The 2,915-nt window shown below is 69.4% G+C and carries 5 protein-coding genes; 4 read left to right on the forward strand and 1 reads right to left on the reverse strand.

Annotated features, from left to right (window positions below; translation table 11 throughout):
* A partial coding sequence (locus tag AC2VNT_RS08895) for an adenosylcobinamide-GDP ribazoletransferase (RefSeq protein ID WP_486946509.1) occupies positions 1–265 on the forward strand: 265 nt, incomplete at its 5' end.
* Between the two features lie 11 nt (positions 266–276).
* Here AC2VNT_RS08895 and AC2VNT_RS08900 read toward each other — a convergent pair.
* The gene (locus AC2VNT_RS08900) at positions 277–1,383 is read right to left on the reverse strand and encodes a branched-chain amino acid aminotransferase (protein WP_486946510.1); all 1,107 of its coding nucleotides are present in this window, start codon (positions 1,381–1,383) and stop codon (positions 277–279) included.
* A gap of 279 nt (positions 1,384–1,662) precedes the next feature.
* Here AC2VNT_RS08900 and AC2VNT_RS08905 point away from each other — a divergent pair, with 279 nt between their 5' ends.
* From AC2VNT_RS08905 to AC2VNT_RS08915, 3 genes are all read left to right on the forward strand, one after another.
* The gene (locus tag AC2VNT_RS08905) at positions 1,663–1,923 is read left to right on the forward strand and encodes a hypothetical protein (protein WP_486946511.1); all 261 of its coding nucleotides are present in this window, start codon (positions 1,663–1,665) and stop codon (positions 1,921–1,923) included.
* A complete protein-coding gene (locus AC2VNT_RS08910; protein WP_486946512.1) occupies positions 1,924–2,163 on the forward strand; it encodes an IS110 family transposase in 240 nt (79 codons plus the stop codon).
* 21 nt (positions 2,164–2,184) lie between these two features.
* On the forward strand, positions 2,185–2,915 hold a 731-nt coding region (locus tag AC2VNT_RS08915; RefSeq protein WP_486946513.1), incomplete at its 3' end, for a transposase.

Consider the following 2,915-nt stretch of genomic DNA (forward strand, 5'->3'; position numbering starts at 1 on the left):
CGGCAGCGCGCTGGGCGCCGCGGTGGCCGGCACCCAGCCCGGCTGGGTGGCGGCGGCCTGGGTTGCGGTGCTGGTCGCCGCGGCGACGGTTGCCGGCCCGGCGCCGTGGCCCGGGCCGGTGGCCGTCCTGGCGGCGCTCGGCGGCACCGCACTGCTGGTCGCCCACTGTGTGCGGCGCTTCGGCGGTATCACCGGCGACGTGCTGGGTGCGGCGGTCGAGTGGGCTAGCACGCTGGCCGCGGTGGTGCTGGCCGGCTGCCAGTAGCGGCTGTCCCGTTAGTTCAGCCGGGCCATCCACCCATGCGTGTCGGCGAAGGTGCCGCGCTGGATGCCGGTCAGGGTGTCGCGCAGCGCCATCGTCACCTCGCCCGGCCGACCGTCGGCGATGCTGAACTCCCCGTCGCCGGATTTGACGTAGCCCACCGGGGTGATGACGGCGGCGGTGCCGCAGGCGAACACCTCGGTGATCTCGCCGGCGGCCGCCTTCTTCTGCCACTCGTCGACGCCGATCCGGCGTTGCTCGACGCTGAACCCGGCGTCGGTGGCCAACTGCAGCAACGAATCCCGGGTGATCCCGGGCAGCAGCGAGCCGGACAGCTCCGGGGTGACCAGCCGCGCCGACCCGCCGCTGCCGAAGACGAAGAACAGGTTCATCCCGCCCATCTCTTCGACGTAGCGTCGTTCCACCGCGTCCAGCCAGACGACCTGGTCGCAGTCGTGGGCGGTGGCCTGCGCCTGGGCGACCAGCGAGGCCGCGTAGTTGCCGCCGAACTTGGCCGCGCCGGTGCCGCCCGGGCAGGCGCGCACGTACTCCGTCGACAGCCAGACGCTGACCGGCTTGATCCCGCCCTTGAAGTAGGCGCCGGCCGGGGACGCCATCACCAGATACCGGTACTCGTGGGCCGGCCGCACGCCGAGCCCCGCCTCGGTGGCGAAGACGAACGGGCGCAGGTAGAGCGAATCCTCACCGCCGGCCCGCGGAACCCAGGCCTCGTCGACGGCGATCAGCTGGCGCAGCGACTCGATGAACACCTCGTCGGGCAGCTCCGGGATCGCCAGCCGCCGGGCCGACGACCGCAGCCGGGCCGCGTTGGCCTCCGGCCGGAACGACACGATCGATCCGTCCGGCCAGCGGTAGGCCTTGAGCCCCTCGAAGATCTCCTGCGCGTAGTGCAGCACGATCGCCGACGGGTCCAGTTCGATCGGGCCGTACGGGATCACCCGGGCGTCGTGCCAGCCGGTGCCGGCGGTGTAGTCGATCGAGACCAGGTGGTCGGTGTGATACCTGCCGAAGCCCGGATCGGCCAGGATGGCGCCGCGCTCGTCGGCCCCGGCCGGGTTCGCCGACCGCGACACGGTGAACTCGAGGACGCCGCCTGCCATTGGTAGTCAGCCCCCTATCCCTGTCGGTGACGCCTCGTAGGCGTGAAAATGGGGTCGGGTCGCCTGCCGACGCCGACGCTTCCTTGGGCTTTGGAGCCCGTTAGTCAGCCTGGTGCCGGGGCCCGACCTGGAAGGGTCACGTACTGTTGCTTCGAGCACGCCGGTCAGAATTTCGGTTCCCTTGACCGAGGCCCCCAGGCGACCCACTTGATGGATTGGTCCGGATTGGGTTGGCGGGCAAGCGAAGTGGCTCATAGAGGGAAACGTAAGTTTGCGCCGGTGGATGAGTCGGCACCGGAGGTGATTCCAGACGCCGAGCACGAACTGGTGATCGAGCGGGTCGCTGCGGTCGATGTGGCCAAGGCGACGGGCAAGGTGTGCGTGCGGCTGCCGGGAAAGACTGGGCGTCGGTTTAGCCGGGTGTGGCACGTGCCTGCGCGCACCGGGGCCGTTACCGAGCTGGGTGGCCAGCTGGTCGAACTCGGGGTGGGAAAGGTCACCGTCGAGTCGACGTCGGATTACTGGCGGATCTGGTACTAGCTGCTCGAGGCCGCGGGGCTGTCGGTGCAGCTGGTCAACGCCCGGGATGTCAAGAACGTGCCGGGCCGGCCCAAGACCGACAAACTCGACGCTGTCTGGCTGGCCAAGTTGACCGAGAAGGGGCTGCTGCGGCCGTCGTTCGTGCCACCGGCCCCGATCCGGCGGTTGCGCGACTACACCCGGCTGCGAGAGGATCTGACCCCCGAACGCAGCCGTTACAGGCAGCGGCTGGAAAAGTAGCTCGATGATGCGTTGATCAAGGTGTCGGTGGTGGCGTCGCGGCTGGACACCATGTCGGCGCGGGACATGATCGAGGCACTCATCGCCGGCGAACGCGATCCGCGGCGGCTGGCCGAGCTGGCGCGCGGGCGGATGAGGGCCAAGCGCTCGGAACTGATCACCGCACTGGATGGGCGCTTCGATGACCACCACGCCGAGCTGGCTCGGATGCTGCTGGCCCAGATCGACGCACTGAGCGGCCAGATCAACACCCTCACCGAACGGATCGCGGACCTGATCGCCGAGTTGCCCGAGGCAGATGCGATCGATAATGCTGGCATCGACGACAACGCCACCACCCCCGGCGCGGGTGACAGATCCAACGTCGAGCCGCAGCCAGCTCTGGACGCAGCCGCACCTCCTGGCGATGCACCGTGTCGGGTAGATCCCGCCACCGAGGCCCAGTGCGCACGGCTCAGTGCCGTCAAGCGCCTCGATGAGATCACCGGCGTGGGTGAACACAACGCGCAAGTCATTATCGCCGAGATCGGGCTGGACATGGCCCGTTTCCCCACCCCTGCACACCTGGTGGGGTGGGCCAAGCTGTGCCCGCGCACCATCCAATCTGGGCCCATCACCCGAGGGGGGCGCACCGGCAAGGGCAATCCGTACCTCAAAGGTGCACTCGGCCAAGCCGCCGCGGCGGCCGCTAGAACCGACACCTTCCTCGGCCAGCGCTACCGGCGCATCGTCAAGCGCCGCGGCAAACTCAA

The sequence above is a fragment of the Mycobacterium sp. TH-M15 genome (assembly GCF_057473705.1).

Bases quoted from the DNA above. Each gene is read 5' to 3' on its own strand.
- AC2VNT_RS08900 (WP_486946510.1), bottom strand. From the start codon at position 1,383: ATGGCAGGCGGCGTCCTCGAGTTCACCGTGTCGCGGTCGGCGAACCCG.